The sequence below is a fragment of the Pseudomonas fluorescens genome (assembly GCF_000802965.1).
GTDB classification, from domain to species: domain Bacteria; phylum Pseudomonadota; class Gammaproteobacteria; order Pseudomonadales; family Pseudomonadaceae; genus Aquipseudomonas; species Aquipseudomonas fluorescens_A.
Map to the genome: position 1 here is coordinate 91,483 of NZ_JSAK01000033.1, position 18,856 is coordinate 110,338.

At 55.9% G+C, this 18,856-nt stretch carries 13 protein-coding genes and 1 pseudogene; 6 read left to right on the forward strand and 8 right to left on the reverse strand.

Annotated elements, in window-relative coordinates; genetic code table 11:
* Window positions 1–44 precede the first annotated feature (44 nt).
* Entirely contained in the window at window positions 45–4,694 is a 4,650-nt protein-coding gene (locus tag NL64_RS25165) for a dermonecrotic toxin domain-containing protein (protein WP_034150785.1), read from the forward strand.
* A gap of 57 nt (window positions 4,695–4,751) precedes the next feature.
* Here NL64_RS25165 and NL64_RS31015 read toward each other — a convergent pair whose 3' ends face one another.
* The 5 genes and pseudogenes from NL64_RS31015 to NL64_RS25190 all read right to left on the reverse strand — a co-directional run bounded on the left by NL64_RS31015 (window position 4,752) and on the right by NL64_RS25190 (window position 10,592).
* A complete protein-coding gene (locus tag NL64_RS31015) occupies window positions 4,752–5,501 on the reverse strand; it encodes a hypothetical protein (RefSeq protein ID WP_367379624.1) in 750 nt (249 codons plus the stop codon).
* Between the two features lie 556 nt (window positions 5,502–6,057).
* On the reverse strand, window positions 6,058–6,546 hold the full coding sequence (locus NL64_RS25175; RefSeq protein WP_034150787.1) for a CS1 type fimbrial major subunit: 489 nt from the start codon (window positions 6,544–6,546) through the stop codon (window positions 6,058–6,060).
* Window positions 6,547–6,615: 69 nt separating this feature from the next.
* Window positions 6,616–7,356, reverse strand: coding sequence for a pilus assembly protein (locus NL64_RS25180; RefSeq protein WP_034150788.1), 741 nt, complete (start codon window positions 7,354–7,356; stop codon window positions 6,616–6,618).
* A 112-nt stretch (window positions 7,357–7,468) separates the two neighbouring features.
* Window positions 7,469–9,991 carry a TcfC E-set like domain-containing protein gene (locus tag NL64_RS25185; RefSeq protein ID WP_034150789.1) on the reverse strand — a complete coding sequence of 841 codons (2,523 nt, stop codon included), beginning with the start codon at window positions 9,989–9,991 and terminating at the stop codon, window positions 7,469–7,471.
* Between the two features lie 108 nt (window positions 9,992–10,099).
* Window positions 10,100–10,592, reverse strand: a pseudogene (locus NL64_RS25190) (CS1 type fimbrial major subunit).
* A 505-nt stretch (window positions 10,593–11,097) separates the two neighbouring features.
* On the opposite strand from NL64_RS25190, the gene NL64_RS25195 reads away from it, so the two are divergent.
* Both NL64_RS25195 and NL64_RS25200 read left to right on the forward strand, forming a co-directional pair.
* Entirely contained in the window at window positions 11,098–11,673 is a 576-nt protein-coding gene (locus NL64_RS25195; protein WP_034150790.1) for a PadR family transcriptional regulator, read from the forward strand.
* Complete coding sequence (locus NL64_RS25200) at window positions 11,670–12,455, forward strand: siderophore-interacting protein (RefSeq protein WP_034150791.1); 786 nt, start codon at window positions 11,670–11,672, stop codon at window positions 12,453–12,455. Before NL64_RS25195 ends, NL64_RS25200 begins: the two co-directional genes overlap by 4 nt.
* Before the next feature lie 160 nt (window positions 12,456–12,615).
* Here the strand turns inward: NL64_RS25200 and NL64_RS25205 are convergent, their stop codons facing one another.
* Both NL64_RS25205 and NL64_RS25210 read right to left on the reverse strand, forming a co-directional pair.
* Window positions 12,616–13,269, reverse strand: a complete 654-nt coding sequence (locus NL64_RS25205; RefSeq protein ID WP_034150792.1) for a Pr6Pr family membrane protein — start codon at window positions 13,267–13,269, stop codon at window positions 12,616–12,618.
* 2 nt (window positions 13,270–13,271) lie between these two features.
* The gene (locus tag NL64_RS25210) at window positions 13,272–13,502 is read right to left on the reverse strand and encodes a VF530 family DNA-binding protein (protein ID WP_034150793.1); all 231 of its coding nucleotides are present in this window, start codon (window positions 13,500–13,502) and stop codon (window positions 13,272–13,274) included.
* 344 nt (window positions 13,503–13,846) lie between these two features.
* On the opposite strand from NL64_RS25210, the gene NL64_RS25215 reads away from it, so the two are divergent.
* Both NL64_RS25215 and NL64_RS25220 read left to right on the forward strand, forming a co-directional pair.
* On the forward strand, window positions 13,847–15,229 hold the full coding sequence (locus NL64_RS25215; protein ID WP_034150794.1) for a carbohydrate porin: 1,383 nt from the start codon (window positions 13,847–13,849) through the stop codon (window positions 15,227–15,229).
* A 189-nt stretch (window positions 15,230–15,418) separates the two neighbouring features.
* The gene (locus tag NL64_RS25220) at window positions 15,419–17,830 is read left to right on the forward strand and encodes a glucose/quinate/shikimate family membrane-bound PQQ-dependent dehydrogenase (protein ID WP_034150795.1); all 2,412 of its coding nucleotides are present in this window, start codon (window positions 15,419–15,421) and stop codon (window positions 17,828–17,830) included.
* Here NL64_RS25220 and NL64_RS30230 read toward each other — a convergent pair.
* Window positions 17,800–18,351, reverse strand: coding sequence for a hypothetical protein (locus NL64_RS30230; protein WP_155292787.1), 552 nt, complete (start codon window positions 18,349–18,351; stop codon window positions 17,800–17,802). The genes NL64_RS25220 and NL64_RS30230 overlap by 31 nt on opposite strands.
* A gap of 33 nt (window positions 18,352–18,384) precedes the next feature.
* On the opposite strand from NL64_RS30230, the gene NL64_RS25225 reads away from it, so the two are divergent.
* On the forward strand, window positions 18,385–18,747 hold the full coding sequence (locus tag NL64_RS25225; protein WP_034150796.1) for a DUF6124 family protein: 363 nt from the start codon (window positions 18,385–18,387) through the stop codon (window positions 18,745–18,747).
* The last annotated feature ends 109 nt before the right edge of the window (window positions 18,748–18,856 follow it).

The following is an 18,856-nucleotide window of genomic DNA, read 5'->3' on the forward strand; positions in this document are numbered from 1 at the left end:
CCCTAGTCTGGGTGCTCCACTCTTGATCAATGGACGATCGAACCATGCCCAATCCTCCCCTGACGCTTCATCGGCCAGAGCAGTCTGCCGATAAAAGTGTTCATTATGAGTTGGTCAAAAAGGCCATCCCTTCCTGGCTGCTGACCGCCTCGCCGTCACGGGTCAAAGCGTTGAAAAGCGTCCCGCTGACGTTGCCCGACTGGCACCGCAGCGCTTCACCGAGCACCCATCAACAACTGAAAAACCAGATGCAACTGGCCTGGACCGCGCAGAACGACGTCGATAAGGCGTTGAGCGAATTGCAGGATGTCTACACCTTCGCCAAGCCATTGCTGCAACAGGCGCTGAAAGACCAATACGGTGTCGACGATGACGTCGAAGACACCTGGTTGCGACTGTACATGCCGGTCAAAACCTCGTGGTGGGTGCATGATTTCGCCAAGGGGACGCAGAGCCGAACGGTTTCCTTGCTCGATGCCGCGTTGCATAACTTTTCACATAACGAAGCATTCACGGCTGACTCCGGGTTCATCACCCGCCCCGATTTCCGCGGGCACTTCGACGTGAAACATCTCAAGCACAAAATCAGCATCAATCAGTTCAAGTCGTTGTGCCGTGAACTGGACATCGGGGCTCGCTATCAGCAGCACCTGAAAAAGTTTTTGCTTTCGCAAAATCCCGTGGCCAGTAATTACCTGCGCATCAAGGTTGTTGAAAGCCAGAAGCAGGCACTACGTGTTTCAGCGCATATGGCCCTGCAAAAAAAAGACATCGACCAGCATGCTTTCGATGCCGTTCAGGGGATGCTCGAAGATCGCGTCCAAGTACGCTGGAACGGTCAGGTCGTCAGCTATTACAACCTGGCAATGATGGACACGACCCTGACGGGCATTGTCCTGATCAGCGCAGACTTCACCACCGCCACTCGCCCCCTCCCGGTGATTGCCTACGTTCCCCATGACCCGGAGCACCCACTCAAGCAGTACCCGTCGTCACTGGAGCTCATGGCCGAGCTGACTCGCCAACTGCGCGACAACCAACCCGACGCTTCGTATCAACGGTACTTCAGCCAATTCGTGCCCCATCAACAACGAGGCTATTTTTTTGCGCGGCTCAATGACCGTCTTACCCAGGTGAAATGGCAACCGGTACCACCGGGCACCGACTTGCCGAGCTGGCGCGAAACACCTGTGGATAACCCCAACCTGCAATTCCGTGTATCGAGGATTCAGGACGACCGTGAGACCCGCTTTACCGGTGACCTGTGGCTCTACCTCTACCAGCAAAAACTCAACAAGATTCTCAACGACGCTCGGGAAATAGCCATTTCCACCGAATACGCCGACCGCATGGCCCGTTGGGCCTGGTGGGACAACCTGGAAAAAATGCTCTCGGACATCTTCAATATTGCCTTGCTGGTGGCGATTCCGTTCGTGCCCGAACTGGGTGTGTTGATGCTGGCGTATACCGCGTATCAAGTGACCGACGAGGTGGTCGAGGGGATTGTCGACCTTGCCGAAGGCCATTTGCTCGAAGCGGGCGCACAGGCGATCGGCGTGCTGGAAAGTATCGTGCAGTTGGGCATTTTCGCGGCGGGCGCTTCGCTGGGCAGCGCCGCAGTAGCGAAGCTGCCGCCATTTTTCGAAGGCTTGATACCGGTGCAATTGGCCGATGGCAGAACACATTTGTGGAACCCCGACCTGACGCCGTACCAACAGCCGGGCCTTACCCTGCCAGCCGACGCCAGGCCCAACGAACTCGGTATTTACCAGCATCAGGGCCAACCCATTCTGCGACTGGAAAACCAGCATTTCAAAGTGACAGAAGACGCCGCCACCGGGCAGTACCGCATCCAGCATCCACAGCGTGCCGATGCCTATGCGCCGAGCCTGCGACACAACGGCCAGGGCGCCTGGGTCAGCGAAACGGAAAACCCGCGGGAGTGGGAAGGCTCGACATTGATGAGGCGCATCGGCCACACCACCGATGGTTTCAGCGACCGACAGCTCGAACAGGTTCGTCAGATCAGTGGCACCCAAGACGCCGAATTGCGCCGGGTGCATGTCGAGAATACCCCTCCTCCGGTGCTGCTGACCGACACCCTGCAACGTCTCGGCACAGCGGAAATCACCCCGGTCGCGCTGTCCCCGGAAATCACCTTACTGTTCAGCGATTTCCCTGAACTCCCTGCCCGAGTTATGGAAAACATCATGGCTGGCGCAACACCCTCGGAGCATCAATATATTTCGCGAAAACTTCGCCTCCCCTTACGTCTCAAAACCCAGGCGCGAGAGCTTCAGTTCGAGGTGCAATCAGTCCGTGCGGCCCAAGGTCTGTACAACGATGCCTTGAGCAACATCGACACCGAGCGCCTGACCTTGGGCGCATTGCGTATCAACACCGACACCTTCGGCAACCTGCGCCTGGAAATCCGTCAGGGTGCATTCGATGGCGAACTGCGTTGCAGCGCCGGACCCGAAGATGCGACGCAGGTGCGGGTATTGATTCGGGACGATACAGGGAAATATGAGGTGCGTGATGGTATGGATCAGCCGATTCATGAGCCGGATGGTTTTTTCGAAGCCCTGATCCATGCCACGCAAAGGAACGGACGAAATGCGCTGGGCTACAGGCCGGGGAATGGCGAGTGGTTCAGGCAATGGGTGATTGCCAAGTCAGCTCCACCCAGTGAGCGTCGAACAGTGCTTGCCACGCCACCTGTTCGCGCGGTTGCCGAGCATGAAACGATGTTATTGGTTCGTGGAGGCGGACTCAGCAAGGAAGGAAAAACACTGCACGAGCGCATTCAGGATCTTCATCCTCACTTCAGCGAGGCCGAGGTTGATTCATTTGCTGATGCTTTGAGCGCTAGAGATGAGCCACTCAAGGCTATGGAGGAACATGAAAAGGATCTGGTTGAGTTACGGGGGTTGCTGGACGAGTGGGAGCGGCAACAACCCTTTACCCCAGTTTCGGATAGCAATGGATTCCAAGGCGGTGGAGGAAGTCACATCATCAAACGCCTAAGTGACTGTTTCGAGCGAAAAAACACAGAATTCGGAAGCCGCACGGATCCATCATCCTACTCGCTTGATCTCTCAAGAGAGTTTTTGCCTATAAACTTGGAAACTTGGTGGCCAAACCAGAGGACGTTAAGAAAACATCTCAACAAGGTGACGACTCTTAAACTCGATAACACAAGATTTTCACCCGAAGCCGGGGTATTGCGCGATTTTCCAAATCTGCGGGAACTTAACGCCAACCGTTGTGAGCTGAGTTACCTGCCCACCGACATCGAAAAGATGCATCGTCTAGAGCACCTCCGGTTGAATTCAAACTCGATTACCTTGAACAACAGAAGTATTAGGAGACTGAGTAGCCTGACCTATCTGGAAGTAATTGAATTAGACGACAACCCACTGACCATACCGCCCGATATTGCGGCCATGCCTAGACTAAAGTTCCTAGGTCTTAGAAATACCAGAATCACTAGTTGGCCCATAGGAATTTTAGCCGTAGACAGACCTCAGAATTTTGTTTTGGATATGCGGGGCAACTCAATCGATAGGGTGCCGACTATGCGTCTTAGTCCTTCTGAAGCATTGACAATAGGTCGAGCACGCCTCGATATCGAAAACTTATCGACTATTAATCGATTTATTCTCAATGAAATCCGTCAGCGAGTCGGCCTTCCCAATGAAATTGGCGGGCCGCTTCCAACCGACGCTACATCCGGAACATTAATATGGGGCATTGTGCAAGGATTGGACTCCGAACGGATTAAACGTTGGGAGGAATTGAAACTCGAACCCAACTCTGAGCCTTTTATGTCATTCATAAATGGAGCACCGGGCTTCGCCGACTATCGGGCTGGTGGCGAAGCACGGACAAATCTATTAGAGCGCCTCTGGCGCATACTTGATGCTGCCAGTATCGATACTCGCCTCAGAGAAAAACTTTTCGCTATGGCGGCGGATCCAGTGAGATGTGCCGATGCTGGTGCGCAATTGTTCAACAACATGGGTATCGAAGTACTCGCCTTCGAGGCATATTCCAGTGCCACCGATCCTGCGCAGCTCGAAATTAAATTGGTAACGCTGACCAAAGGTTCGGCACGCTTGGAACTGGTCAATGATATCGCTAGGGCTGACATGAGTAGCCGAGAAGGCAACCCGGACGAAGTTGAGGTTTACTTGGCTTATCAGACTGGTTTAGCAAAACGCTTGAGTCTGCCATGGCAATCCGAGGGCATGCTTTACAGGCCAGTCTCCGGTGTTACCGATGCCATGATCGACGATGCATACGAGACGGTTTTGTCGAGGGAAAATGGCGATGGTCTGGTTAACAAAATGCTTGAACTCAACTTCTGGGAGCATTTTCTCCGTGAAACATACCTTTCGCAGTTCGAAGAAAACAAAACACTTTACTTGCGTAAATTCGAACGACTTGAGACGTTGCGAACCACTCAGCACGAGTGGACCAACTCGACCCAATTAACGGAGGCTCAACGCACCGACCTTAAAAACAGGCTCAAAGAACTGATGAACGATTTGCCGATTCCGGAGACTGTGATCTTTACAGAAGAACCAATGAGTGATGAATTTCACGACAGACTGCTCAACGATCTTGGGTATGACGAAAGAGAATTGTCGCGAAGACTGACCAGTGAGGCACTGAAAAAAGCTAGCCTGTAACTGCGCGACACACAGCACTACCCCTGAATGCTCGATAGGAACTTCAGGGGTAGTCCTTCAACCTACTTCCGAATCCCAAATCACCGTGACATCCCCCGAATAGGTTTTTGAAACACCGTCACGTAACATCTGTTCGACGTGTTCCTTAGCCACTTCAAAGTGCATGATTCCAGGCTTGCGTTCGACATAAAAGCCGGGTTGAAACAACTCGGTACCACTGCCATCGAGGCGGAGAGGACGACGATGAACTGGCTGCCCTGTCCCATCCGTCAGGCCGTTGGGCAGCGTCACGCTTATATTTAAGGGAACAAGATCAGCGGAGGCAGCGTCGCGTAACGCACAGCTATTGCCGGCAGAATGCTGACATTCGAGCTGCATCTTGAACCGCGAAGAAGCCGAGACATTGAACGTCTGGTCCCGGTACAGCCGCACCGGCCTGCGCCCTTGACTCAGCCATGCCTGCCAACCGCCCTGAGGCACGAGCTCAATGCGATTCCCCCCCGGCGGGATGTCGACTTTTAGCGCATGCATGACATCCAGGGTGAAATTGAGCGTAATGGAGTTGTCGTTGGGGATCAGAACATCGCCCATATCGAAGTCCATTCCCGGACCTGCGGTGTAGGTCAGTGAACCTTTGTATTCTCCTGATGACATCCTCAGGGGATTGGGCGTCCTCAGTTCGTAGACATATTCAACCGCACTGTAATTAAACCAAGGAATGTCGACCGAAGGTGTTCTACCACAAGCCCCCGCACCTTCGGGTACCAGCCAGAAAAAGGGCGACCAAGCGACACCGGCAACCCCCACGTTCACACCTGTACACGGGGCCGGAGCGTTCTTCCACTGACTAAACCAACCGACACCTGGTCGAGCCCATGCGCTGACTCCCGGAGGTCTCGCAATATTCCAGCCACCACCAATTCCTGCGATTCGCATCTGAACAGTCTCACTCTCGCCTGTGCGACTGTGGAAGACCTCCAAACTCCGCCAACTGGAGGGAACACTAAAAGTTGCGCCCTTTCTGGGGTCAGCATGATCACCAAGAATAGGTTGCGACGAATTGAATCGTAGTTCGGGTATCCTCAGACTGAAAATACCTAGACTCCTGCATCGAGCAGTAATCCAACTAACACACACACCACTTTCCGGTGTCGTATTAATAAACCTGTTGAGCATCGGATTCGCCGGATCAGGCACAAACTCCGCCCGAATTTCCTGAACTACCGCTTTGGAGGATGGGGCATACCCCCCCAATAATATACTTCCCGCGAGGGAAAACGTTGCAATCGCTCTGGACGAAAAAAACAGTTTCATCATTGTTCAACCTAAAATTACAAACAACGAAAACACCCACTAAATGGGATCAGGGAACCACCGCCTCAAAAATCATATGTACGCTACCGTAGTACTCACCAGGCTTATAACCGTCATTTGGCTTGACTGCAGAAATCACCAGTTCCACGCGTTTACCGGTTTTGCCATCTATTTCCGAAATGACGGATGCATCATTTACCCTGAGCTTTATCCGGTTGAACTGAACATCCAAAGCAATATTGTCTACAGCTCTGCCATTGCTCAAATATGGCTCTTCATTCAATCGTGCCGTGATACCGCCATTACTATTCTTGACATCGAAGTGTTTGCGCAGCGGGCTTAGTTCCTGCGCAGTCAAATCCCAGTTCAATTTCTGCTCTCGTCCAATCCAGTCCGGATCGGTCGGCAATACATAAAAGTCCGCCGTCGGGATGGTAACTCTGACTTCAAATATCGCACGCTCTACGACGGCATGTGCACAGACGCTTGCCAACGTCAGCAACATCATCGAAATTCCGGCCATTGATGATTTAAACATGGTGTCACCTACTAAGGCGCTGCACGCAATAGATAAAATGAAAAGTCTAAATACAACTTCCACCCAGGACTAACCCTTTACGTCCAGCTTCGTGATTTTTGAACCTTCAACCAAGGTAAAACGGTATTCACGGCCAATCTGCTTATCGAACTTGAAAGTACGACCAGCCAAGATGTGATGTTTAGTGGTCGGTTGGCACTCCTGTTCGTGCTTCAGCGAACAGTCCTTAAACTCATCGACCACTACCACACTGTTGCCGTTGTTGCGGATCCGGTATTGGCTGGCGTCGTTCTCGACCACACTGTCGAAACGAGTCTCTTTCGGGCGCACGAAAAACACCGTGCCATAACCGGCAAGCACGTTGACTCCGGCCGACAGGTTCTTTTTGTAATCTTCACGCTCTTCGGCTGACACGGCAAACTCATCTTCCTTCTCTGGCACTACGGGCACATAACGCACACGGAAGTAACGTTCTTTCTCCCGTTCGCCCATGAACAGCAAACGCGAACCCTGCATGCCATTGGCAGGCACGATCAATCGTGCCGGGCTGGCCATCAGGCCATTGCGGGAAGTGCCATCGGACTGGCTCTCCAACGGAACCTCCCGGGTCGTGCCATCGGTGTCATAGATAATTTCGAGAATATTGATCTTTACGAACGCCGTGCTCTCACCGCCGTTGAATAAGCGTTTCAAATAAGAACTTTTATTGCCATCCAGATAATCGTAAACAACACCAACATTGATTTGCGGCCCGGCCAAAGTAACTTGGGAAAACAGAGAAAAACCAAACAGTGCCAACAGGCGTTTCATTACGTACCACCTCATTTTTTTAAAACAGACGAATCGGACAAAATGAACAAGATTCAAAATTCCGGATGCCAGATCGCCGTGACATCGTCCGTGTAAATTTCTGAATCTTCCCTCAACCAGCCGTCTCAACATTGCTAGCCGCATCCGCCAACGTATCCGGCGAACAGCGCAAATCGCCAATCATCAGGACATCGTTTTCCCGACGGGTATTGTTCGGGTCGAGGCGGAACTGGCAGAGCAATTGATTGCCGGAACGAACCTCCAGGGTGGGTGAACCGGCGTTCATCTCCATGGAGAAAAAACCATCGACTTCACTCACGCCACGACTAGCGTGGTTGATGATGTGATGCCCCTTGAGCGGCTTGCCCTCGGGGTCGAGCAACCGACCGAGCACTGTGACGGTTTTGCTGACGGTGATCTTGCGGTACTCCACACCGCCCTTATTCAAGTGATAGCTGTAACGAGGCGGCTGTATGGTCGCGGCAGGCACATGATTGCCTTCGAAATCGAAGCTCACCGAACTGCTTTTGTAAGCGGTGATGGGCACGAAGTTACGCCCCGGACGCAGTACCGCGTCGCCGCCACTCAAGTCATCGGCGCGCAGGACGATGCCATCGATATCCGATTCCACATCGATGATCATGCCGGCACCATTACGGTGGTATTGACTGGTCATGACCATCCTGCGCGCGCCGACGGCTACCGTACTTTCCAGGTTGAGACCGCCGGTGAGATCGTTGTTGTAAGAAGAACGCTGAACAAAACCGTCGCCGTTCACCACTTCCGATTGCATTGTTGCCATGGCATTCAAACCAACGCCGAAGGTATCTGTAATCGCTGTAGCAGAGACACTTTGCAGCAAGTGGCTCTGAAGGTCTTTGCGATAGGTAATTGACGCATTGTTATCCCGTCCACCATCACGGGCTGTACGGGTGCCGATGCTGCCGGATATCTGTTCGCCCGGACCGCCCAAGGCAATGTTGACGCTGAGGTCGATGCCTCGATTTCTGTCGTCACCCGAACTGAAACTCCCTGGCCGGTCAAACAGTGCCAATCGCCAGTTAGCGTCGCTGCCAAACAGTTGGGTTCGCTGGGTCCAGCCAAGGTCAATTCCCGTACCTTCGGCGTTGCCTTCGCTGTGGGAAACCCTGGCATTGATCGAGCTTTTGCTGGTCAGCCGATGATTGAACGACAGCGAAGAGTTACTTGTTTGACCGACAAAGACATTACGCTGCCGCACTCGCGTACCATCGGGCAGGGTGTCATAGAGGCGGGTTGTGTCGAGCCAGCTGCGGTTATGGCTGGCGACGATGCTGCCGCTGCCGTAGGAATAAAGCCCCTGTATGTCGAGACCGGTGCCGTAGTCTTCAGTTTGATAAACGTTGGCAAACAGGCTGGCATTGTTGACGATCGTCCAATCAATCGAGGTACCGTATTGTAAGGTGTCTCGTACCTGCCGCCCGCTCAAGCCGAGTATGACCCGTGGATGCAATAGGTAATTGAACGCCGCGCCGGCGGTCATGTCGCCATCGTCCTGTTCATCCCAGTTGCTGAGTACCTTGGATTCACGGCCGGCAAACAGGTTGTAGCGCCAACGCTCGTCGTGATTGCGCCAATTGCTGGGCTTATAGACCAGTTCCTGGGTGCTGGAGGTGATCTGACCATCTTCGATCAGGCGTACCTCTACTTCATAGATCCCTCCTGGCAACTGCCGGGTATCGAGGGTCTGCAATCCTGCCGGCATTGCCTGGGTATTAATCAACAAGCCATCGCGATAGATCTCCACTGAGCCTTGGCGATTGGCTGTAACGTAGATCGGATAGACCGCCGGTTTCGGATTATTGATGGCCAGACTGTCGGAGCTGCCGTACATGGCGCCTATCGCAGTGTCTGGACTGGTACCGAAAGCCCGCGGCTGACGAGTCAACCCTTCGGACGAGGGTGTGAAAAGACCGAGGCGAAGGAAGCTGCCCTCCAGTTCGCGCTGAGTGTAAAACTCATTCACTGAGTGATAGAGCGTGTTATCTATGCCACCCAAGCGAGACAACTGAATATTGATTGCTTGAGTCCAGTTACCCAAACTGCTGCTGGCCTCAAGACCATAGCGCCCACCAAGGTCCTGGTTCTGGCCACCGTTGAGATTCAACTGGTTACGCACTATCAGCCCAGTGCTGCCACCTTCAGGCAGCGCATAGTAAAGCTGCGCCTGGTCATCACGTTCAGCGTTTTCCGTGATGATCGAGACCGAAGAGTTTTCAAGGCTGTAGTGCACGGCCAGTAGTTGTTCAGGGCATTTAGACTGACAGCCGCCGAGTGCTACACCCTGTTTCAGATAATTTGACCAAGTATCCCGGTCGCTGGCTTTGATCGTGCTGTCGCTGACATCAGAAAAATCAACAAGGGTGATGCGATCGTCGCGGGTTAATACCACCAATGCTTCACCTAAAAACTGTTGGTCAAGTTCCATCCGCACCGCCAATGGCACATCAAAAAAGTGCGCTTCAAATTCACCCGGCAAACCTTCAGCCTGCGCCAATAAACTTCGAGGTGTATAGCGACCATCCGCCGCCACGGCCAAAGACGACACACAGAAAAAAAATGCAAGTGCCGTCGCGATGGGAGTCATCGTGAACATGAAAAAAATACTCTAGATATAAATACACAAGACCCCGATCGACAGGATCCCCTCCTGCCGACCGGAAGCTATTATCAAAAAAGGATTAACCTTAATTAATAACCAGTATTACTGAGTAATTCTAGGAATTGCGTCAAATATAACCACTGGCGTGGCGGTAAACAGACCGTTCTGACCGTCAGCCGGTTTGGCTGCTGCGATCACCAGGTCCGCCTGCATGCCGCCGTTCGACTCGGTATCACCGACCACTTCCTGTGAGATACCCGAGAGAGTTTTCCCATTAAAAGTGTAGGTTAGTGGAATAGTGCTATTGCCATTGGACAACGGCTGCGGACCTCCCTCTACGTAAGCGCCAACCGAGCCATTGGTGTGCTGAACATCGTAGGTAGCACGCAAAGGAGTCAAGGTACCAGCCCCCAAAACATAAGCCATCTTTTCGTCTTTACCAAAGTTTGGATCCCGTGGCTGGGCGTGAAATACCTTGCTTGGGAATGGTGGCGCTGATATTGATGGAAGTGCGCGATTCTTCCACAGCAAACGCCATCGAGGAGCTCAGTGCCAGAACAGCCAAAGGTGCAGCGAACGCGATTTTCTTGAACATCTTTCAGTACCTGTTTTTTTAAATGGTCGAAGAGTTGAAAGTTCCTGATGAGTAAAAACAGTCACGAGCAGTTATTTACTCAGCTGAACTTTCAACGCCGGAAGATGATCGACCAATTTATCTGGAAAGTAAGCAGGCAAGTTCCTGCAAGCGCGTAGCCAAAGTGCTATCGCCCCGGAAAGAAAAAACGTGAAAAAAGATCAAAATCAATGTTTGACTGTAAGAGACAGACTACAAACCGCACGCAATAAGCAATGAGAAGCAGATACTAACGAAGTGACTTCTGTAAGACCAATACTACATGTTCAGCAATCAATGGACGAAAACACAACATTAGAGAGTTAACACTAATTTCGCACTTTTAACCCGCATTAAAAATCACTTTTTTTTCGATCTGACGTGTTTTTTTGGGGGGGCGCCTGGGGACGTCCGCTGGTCGGGTGGTCTTGCCTTCACCATAAGATATATCTTAAGTTGTATCTAAACACGACAGAGAGAAGGAAAAATGAGAGACCATCATTCCCCCCACCGCGAACACAGCGACGGTCGCGACGGCTTCGAGAAACGCCCCGGCCGCGAACGCGGTGGTCGCGGTCCACGGGTATTCGCCCCCGGCGACCTGAAACTGCTGTTGCTGGCGTTGATCGCGGAACAGCCCTGCCACGGCTATGACTTGATCCGCCAGATCGAAGGCATGTTCGACGGCGCCTACAGCCCGAGTCCCGGCGTGATCTACCCGACCCTGACCTTTCTCGAAGAAAGCGAAATGATTCAGGGCGATGCCGAAGGCGGGAAAAAGCGCTACAGCGTGACCGACGCCGGGCGCCAGTCGCTGACCGAACAAGCCGTCGCCCTTGAAGGCGTGCGGGTGCGCATCGATGTGAGCAAACGCTCACTGCGTGGCCATGATCGGCCGCCGGAAATTCACGAAGCGGTGCATAACCTGCGTCATGCCCTGCAACTGCACCACGGCCGCTGGAGCGCCGAAGAAATCCAGCGCGTCGCCGCCCTGCTCAACGACACCGCCAAAGCCATCGTCGACGGCCCCGCCGTTCAAGCTGCCCAGGAGAAAGCCGAATGACTGAAGTGATCACGCAATCCATTCACCGTGTCATGCACGAAATCAAACGCCGTCGTCTGCAAGTGTTGCGGGTCGTCGACCTGACCCCGCGCATGCGCCGAATTACCTTGGGCGGGCCAGAGCTGGCAGGTTTCGTCAGCCTCGGCACCGACGACCACGTCAAGCTGATGTTCCCGCAGAACGCGGCGGAACAAGCGGCGATGGAAACCATGAAGCTCGGCGCCGGCAAGGACGACGGCCCGAAGCCGGCCATGCGCGATTACACGCCACGCCGCTACGACCTCGATGCTCTGGAGCTGGACATCGATTTCGTGTTGCACGGCGACGGCCCTGCCTCGACCTGGGCGGAACAGGCCAAGCCAGGACAGTTCCTGCACATCGGTGGGCCACGGGGCTCGATGATCGCGCCGGACATGTTCGACAGCTACCTGCTGATCGGCGACGAAACCGCCCTGCCCGCTATCGCCCGGCGACTCGAAGGCCTGGCGGCCAATCGCCGTGCATTGGTGATTATCGAAGTGGAGAACGGCAAGGAGCAGCAGGTGCTGGAGAGCGCGGCCGAGGTCAATGTGATCTGGGTGCTGCGCGAGGGTGGCAAGGATCATTTGCTGAACACTGTGAAGCAGGTGCAAGTGCCTGCCGGCAATCTGTATGCCTGGGTCGCGACCGAGAGCAAAGTGTCGCGGCAGATTCGCCGGGTGTTGCTCGATGAGCATGGGCTGGATGAGCAGTTCGTCAAAGCTGTGGGCTACTGGCGGCTGGACGACACCGACGAGGAGTAACCACCGCACCTGTGGCGAGGGAGCTTGCTCCCGCTCGACTGCAAAGCAGTCGCAAAATCAGCAACCGAAGTTATCCAGACACAACCCGGTCGCAGGTTTTAGCACTGCTGAGCAGCGCAGCGGGAGCAAGCTCCCTCGCCACAGAAGCGCTCATCAACGTTCAGATTCGGGCACGCCACCGATCCAACCCGATCAACACCAATGAAATCAGTACAAACCCCGCCAACAATCCCCCGGCATTGATAAACACCTGTGGATAACCCAGCTTATCCACATCAATGAATGGATACGGATACGCCGCCAGCAAATGTCCGCGCAGCAGCGAATAGGCGAAGTACACCAGCGGATAAATCACCCACAACCCGATGTGCCGCCATCGCAAAGTACCCTTCGGCACGCAGCACCACCAATAGCCCAGAAACAGCAGCGGCATGACGTCATGCAGCAGCTCATCGGCCAGCCATTGCCAGCCTTCGGGATGCCACAAATGGCGCAACAACAAGTTGTAGGCCAGGCCGACTATCGCAATGCTCACGGCAATGCCGCTGCTGACCCACGGTTGCAAAAACCAGCGTCGCGTCGCCGACTCGCGGGACGTCAGTTCACAGGTCAGCACCGTCGCCACGAGGGTATTGCTCAGCACCGTGAAGTAGCTGAAGAAGCTCACCAGCCCGCCGATCAGACTGGCTTCCAGCGTCCAGCGCGAATAGAAAATCAAGTACAGCTGAATGCTCAATCCAGCCCAGCCGAGAACAGCCGCCACGGCAACAAAACGACGCCGCGTAGCAGCTGCTGACGTCGATGGATTGAGCATGTTCAGAGCGGACGCTTGGTGCGCATCAGCTTCACATAAAGGCGTTCGACCTTCTCCCGCGCCCAAGGCGTTTTACGCAAAAACGTCAGGCTCGACTTGATGCTCGGATCACTCTTGAAGCAACGGATATCGATGCGCTCGGCCAGCCCCGACCATTCGTAGTGTTCAACCAGGGCGTTGAGGATTTGCTCCAGCGTTACGCCGTGCAGCGGGTCAGTGTTCTGTTCGGTCATGCCGGGCCTTTGAACGAAGAGGGTTGGGAAGCCGCGCACCTTAGCCGAGGGCTTCGTTGGGGGGAAGCGATCTGTGTGCTCTCGATTAAATGTAGGTGAAACAGAAAAGATCGCAGCCTTCGGCAGCTCCTGCAGGAATACGCATTTCAATGTAGGCGCTGCCGAAGGCTGCGATCTTTTGTCACTGTTACAGAAACTGAAAGGATGCATGTCAGGAAAAGTCCTTTCTCTATTTGTAACAGAACATTATCCTTGAGCCCGATTCAGCTGAAACGCTTCTGCCAACCCGGTTCACGCCTGCTGCTCACGTTCATCCCCCAGAAAAAGATCAAGAATTTCCTTCTATGCCTGATTTACCATTTTTGCAAGACAGCGCTGTCTCTATGTCGATCGCCTGCCGAAAAGCCCTGAAAGTCCTTGGCGGCTATGCCGCGCTGAGCCTTGCCACCTGCGCCCACGCCGCCCCGGCCTTCGACAGCGACTCCCCATGGATGCTCGGCGACTGGAACGGCACTCGCACAGAACTTGCGGAAAAAGGCTACGATTTCAAAGTCGATTACACCGGCGAAATGGGCAGCAATCTGCACGGTGGTTACGATCACGACCGCACCGCGCGCTACAGCGATCAGTTTGCCCTCGGCACACATCTGGACTTGCAGAAAATCCTCGGCTGGAACGATGCCGAATTTCAGCTGACCGTCACCGAACGCAGCGGCAACAACATCAGCAACGACCGCATCAATGACCCGCGTGTCGGCGGCTTCACTTCGGCCCAGGAAGTCTGGGGCCGTGGCCAGACCTGGCGCCTGACGCAGATGTGGTATCAGCAGAAATTCTTCGATCAGAAACTCGACATCAAGGTCGGCCGCTTCGGCGAAGGCGAAGACTTCAACAGTTTCCCTTGCGACTTCCAGAACCTGGCGTTCTGCGGCTCCCAGGTCGGCAACTGGGTGGGTGGCATCTGGTACAACTGGCCGGTCAGCCAGTGGGCGATGCGGGTCAAGTATCACCTGACGCCAGAGCTGTACGCGCAGGTCGGCGTGTATGAACAGAACCCGTCGAACCTTGATCGCGACAACGGCTTCAAGCTCAGCGGCAGCGGTACGCAAGGTGCGATTTTGCCGGTGGAACTGGTGTGGACGCCCAAGCTCAATGGCCTGCCGGGCGAGTACCGTGCCGGTTACTACTACAGCAACGCCAACGCCACCGATGCCTACAAGGACAGCAACGGCCAACCCGCTGCCCTGAGTGGCGAGGCCTATCGCAGTGCGTCGAGCAAACACGGTGTGTGGCTGGGGATTCAGCAGCAAATCACCAGCGTCGCCAGCGATAACAGTCGCGGTTTGAGCGTGTTTGCCAACGGCACGATGCACGACAAGAAAACCAACGCCATCGACAACTATGTCCAGGCTGGCGTCGTTTACAAAGGCCTGTTTGATGCCCGCGCCAAAGACGATATCGGCTTCGCCATGGCCCGCGTGCACGTCAACCCGGCCTATCGCAAAAACGCCGAGGCGACTAATCAGGCCCACGCGGTTTTCGACTACGACGACCCGGCCTTCCTGCCGCCGCAAGACACCGAATACAGCGCCGAACTCTATTACGGCGTGCACGTCACCAACTGGCTGACCGTGCGCCCGAACCTGCAATACATCCGCCACCCCGGTGGCGTGAACGAGGTCGATGACGCGCTGATTGGCGGGATCAAGATCCAGTCATCGTTCTAAACGACACCATAAAACCCTGTGGGAGCTGGCTTGCCAGCGATGGCGTCCGAGAGATCGCCATCGCTGGCAAGCCAGCTCCCACAGGGCAGGCATTAACCCAATCGGTTTTATCTGAACCCTGCCCGCACAGGATCGTCATCTACAGTGAACTTGCGCGGGACTACTTGAAACGTCACGGAGAATCACACTATGAGCACTGATGGTGCCTTGAGTCGAAGCCGTCTATTGCCGAGCCTGCTCGGCATTCTGCTTCTGCTGATGGGCCTGGCCATGCTGGCCGGGGGGATCAAGCTGAGCATGCTGGGCGGCTCGCTGTATTACCTGCTGGCCGGTATCGGCCTGGCGCTGACCGGCGTCTTGCTGATTGCCGCCCGCCGCGCAGCGCTGGGCCTGTACGCACTGGTACTGTTCGCCAGTACCGTATGGGCCCTGTGGGAAGTCGGCCTCGACTGGTGGCAACTGGTGCCGCGCCTGGCGATGCTGTTTGCGCTGGGCCTGGTGATGCTGCTGCCCTGGTTCCGTCGTCCGCTGCTGCGTGATGGCGCAGCACCGATGGGCACTGGCGCGCTGAGCGTGGCCGTGGTCATTGCCGGCGTTGCCGCACTGGCCAGCCAGTTCACCAATCCGGGTGAGATCAAAGGCCAACTGGACCGCGACAGCGTGCCGGGCATGACCAACACCGCCCCCGCCATGCCGGACGGTGACTGGAACTCCTACGGCCGCAGCGCCCATGGCGATCGTTACTCGCCGCTGGCGCAGATCACCCCGCAGAACGTCAACAAACTGGTTCCGGCCTGGACCTACCGCACCGGCGACCTGCCAGGGCCGAACGACCCGGGCGAAACCACTGCCGAAAACACCCCGCTGAAAGTCAACGGCATGCTCTACGTGTGCACGCCGCACAGCCAGGTGATCGCGCTGGACCCGGACACCGGCAAGGAAATCTGGCGGTTCGATCCGAAGCTCTCGACGCAAAACGCGGCGAACTTCAAGGGTTGGGCGCACATGACCTGCCGTGGCGTGACCTATCACGATGACGCCGTCTACGCCTCCGAGCAGAGCCCGACCGGCAGCGCCAGCCCGGCCCCTGTCAGCAGCGTCTGCCCGCGCCGGATCTTCCTGCCGACCGCCGATACCCGCCTGATCGCCCTCGACGCCGACACCGGCAAGATGTGCGAAGACTTCGGCGACAAAGGCCAGGTCGACCTGCGCGCCAACATCGGCGGCTTCACCGCCGGTGGTTACTACTCCACCTCGCCACCTGCAGTCACCAAGGACCTGGTGGTCATCGGCGGCCACGTCACCGACAACGTCTCCACCGACGAGCCAAGCGGCGTAATCCGCGCGTTCGACGTGCATACCGGCAAACTGGTGTGGAACTGGGACAGCGGCAACCCGGACGACACCACGCCGATCGCTGAGGGCAAGGTCTACACCCGCAACTCGCCGAACATGTGGTCCATGTTCGCCGTCGACGAAAAACTCGGCATGCTTTACCTGCCGATGGGCAACCAGACGCCGGACCAGTTCGGTGGCGCTCGCACCCCTGAGTCGGAGCTGCACGCCGCCGGCCTGACCGCCCTGGACATCGCCACCGGTCAAGTGCGCTGGCACTTCCAGTTCACCCACCATGACCTGTGGGACATGGACGTGGGCGGCCAGCCAACCCTGATGGACCTGAAAACCGCTGACGGCGTGAAGCCAGCGGTTCTTGCGTCCACCAAGCAAGGCAGCATCTACGTGCTGGACCGCAGCACCGGCCAGGCCATCGTGCCAATCAATGAAATCCCGGTGCCGCAAGGCGCGGTGGAAGGCGACCACACCTCGCCAACTCAACCGAAGTCCGACCTCAACCTGATGCCGCCGCCGCTGCAAGAGCGCGACATGTGGGGCGTCACGCCGTTCGACCAGTTGATCTGCCGGATCGACTTCAAATCCATGCGCTACGACGGTCCGTTCACCCCGCCGTCGCTGCAAGGTTCGATCGTTTATCCGGGCAACTTCGGCGTGTTCGACTGGGGCGGTATCTCGGTTGACCCGGTGCGTCAGATCGCTTTCGTGAACCCGAGCTACATGGCGTTCAAATCGAAAATGATCCCGGCCGCCGAAATCGCTGCCCAAGGCCCGCGCAAAAGCGAAACCGAAGGCGTGCAGCCGAACAAAGGCGCGCCGTACGGCGTCGTCCTCGAAGCGCTGCTGTCGCCCATGGGCCTGCCGTGCCAGGCGCCAGCCTGGGGCTACGTGGCGGCGGTCGATCTGACCACTCACCAAGTGCTCTGGAAGCACAAGAACGGCACCGTGCGCGACAGCTCGCCGGTTCCGATCCCGCTGAGCATGGGCGTACCTAGCCTGGGCGGCACCTTCACCACCGCCGGTGGCGTCGGTTTCCTCAGCGGTACCCTCGACCAGTACCTGCGTGCCTACGATGTGAAAAACGGCAAGCAACTGTGGGAAGGCCGCCTGCCGGCCGGCGCGCAAACCACGCCAATGACCTACACCGGCAAGGACGGCAAGCAATACGTGCTCGTCGTCGCCGGCGGTCACGGCTCGCTGGGCACCAAACAGGGTGACTATGTGATTGCGTACAAACTGTCCGAGTAAGTTGTAACGGCAGTAAAACAAAAGGCGACGCCCTCACAGGCGTCGCCTTTTTTTTCTTTGGACTGACCGCCCGCACCACATACTCCTGTGGGAGCTGGCTTGCCAGCGATGGCGGCCTGCCTGCCAGCGTCATTGTTGAATGTGCTGGCCTCATCGCGGGCAAGCCGCGCTCCCACAGTGACCTTGATCGGTTGCAGACTTTGCGCAGCCATCGCGAGCAGGCTCCCACGTTTTGATCTCGGCTGGTCTGGAAAACTCTGCGAACGTCCTACAGATTTGGCAGTTCCGAGGGAGGATTCCGACAAGTTCTGGCGGTTGTCGCGTCGGAAGCCGAAACGATAGGCTTTCGGGGTCGCTGCAAATTCAGCGACCGGGTTTGGTCGCCCAGGTTTAGAATGGCGCACTTTTCGTGCTTGCTTCATGGCGAGCTGTGCGTGGGAGGGCTTCGGCCCTGCCGGGTTCCATTCCCTGGTCGACCAACCTGCGTACGGTTCGCCACCCAACTGCTTGGTCGCAGTCATGGCGAACTCCCTGTCCTCGAATGGAGCTTCACCATGTTCAAACAGTCACCGAATCCCCCCGAAACCGACGACGTTTCCCCCTACGAATCCGCCGATTCGAACAAACTCAACGAAGCCGCCGAACGCGCCCTCGATTTCCACTTCACATCGATTGCCGACATCAAAGCCACCCCGCGCACCCCCAGCACGCTGTTCACCGTGGACCCAGAGGCCACGACCGAAACCCTCGTGGTTTATCTGGTCGAGACGCTGGCCTCGGTCGATGTCATGGTCCATCACCTGGTGGACCATCTCGACGGTGGGTCGCGTAATGCTTTGCTGGGTATTTCCAACAGCATCATGCTGGCCGAGATCACGGCGAACCGGGTGCTGGATCAAATCGATCCCCCGGCGTAGACGTTGCCCCTGTAGGAGCCGGCTTGCTGGCGATGGTGTTTCAGGCGACATCACCGCAGCTGACACACCATCGCCAGCAAGCCGGCGCCTACAGCGCCTCAAGATCCAG